This window comes from Bartonella sp. AC10YNML (assembly GCF_042196825.1).
GTDB lineage: Bacteria > Pseudomonadota > Alphaproteobacteria > Rhizobiales > Rhizobiaceae > Bartonella.
Genome location: NZ_JBHIRA010000017.1, coordinates 1 through 1,291, shown reverse-complemented (window position 1 = coordinate 1,291; position 1,291 = coordinate 1). Strand labels below are relative to the sequence as shown.

Sequence of the window (1,291 nt, the reverse complement as noted above, 5' to 3'; positions counted from 1 at the left end):
GGAAAAGCCAATAGCAAAATTAAATTTCTTGCCAATGGAGATATTACTGAAGATTCAACCGATGCAGTAAATGGTTCGCAACTTTATCTTATGAGCAACCAATTGGCTGCGTATTTTGGTGGTGGCGCTGGCTATAATAATGGAGAATGGACTGCTCCTACTTTCAAGATAGCACAATTCAAGGCTGACGGGAGCTCTAGTGAAAAGAAGGATTATCATGACGTTGTCAGTGCTTTTGACGGCGTAAGTGAGAGTATGTCTAAGATAAACGACCGCATTCAAAATGTTGAAAACAATGTCTCGTCCAATGGTTTAAATTGGAATGAGCAGAAAAAAGCTTATGACGCTAGCCATGATGGTCAACCAAGTAAGATTATCAATGTAGCAGATGGTAAAATTGCAGAAGGTTCAAAAGATGCAGTCAATGGTGGACAGCTTTGGGAGACCAACGAACGTATCACTGGCGTTGAAAAAGATATTAAACATATTGAAAACAGAGTCGACAATATTTCCACTACGGTTACGAATATTGGTGAAACGGTTTTCAATATTGAAGACAGAGTTGATAATATTGAGAACACGGTTAATAATCTTGCTGATGGGGCAGTTAACTATGATAAAGATGCTGATGGTAAAAAGGCCAATAAGATCACTCTACAAGGTGGGAATGAAAGTGAACCTGTTATGATTGATAATGTTGCCAATGGTCGCATTGAACAAGGTTCGAAAGAAGCTGTTAATGGCGGTCAGCTCCATGACTATACCCAAGAACAGATGAAAATTGTTCTCGATGAATCGAAGCACTACACAGATCAACGGATAAATAATATCAGGATTGATGCTATTGATGGTGCTGTTGATCGGGCTAACCAATATACAGATATGAAGTTTAATATTTTAAGTTATGATATTAAGAGCGTACGCAAAGAGGCAAGGCAAGCAGCCGCCGTTGGTCTAGCAGTATCCAACCTACGTTACTTCGACGAGCCAGGATCTTTGAGTGTCTCATTTGGTAGCGGCGCATGGCGTGGACAATCCGCATTTGCTCTTGGTGCTGGTTATACATCTGAAAACGGGAAAATCCGCTCTAATCTCTCTGCCACGAGTGCTGGTGGTCATTGGGGAATAGGTGGTGCAATTACTCTGAAAATAAAATAATACGAATAACGAAAACAGAACAAAATATCCACCCTTATTTATTAAAATGAGGGTGGATATTTTTTTACAGATTCACAGTATTTATCTAGAGATAAGCATAATATTTGATGACACTATAAATTTTGAGGTTTTA

At 39.1% G+C, this 1,291-nt stretch carries 1 protein-coding gene; it reads left to right on the top strand.

All coding sequences use genetic code 11. The annotated features are described in order from the left end of the window. Nucleotides 1-1,158 (top strand): Vomp family autotransporter (locus ACFINA_RS07875; protein WP_375615379.1); only part of this gene is annotated, 1,158 nt, incomplete at its 5' end. Between the last annotated feature and the right edge of the window lie 133 nt (nt 1,159-1,291).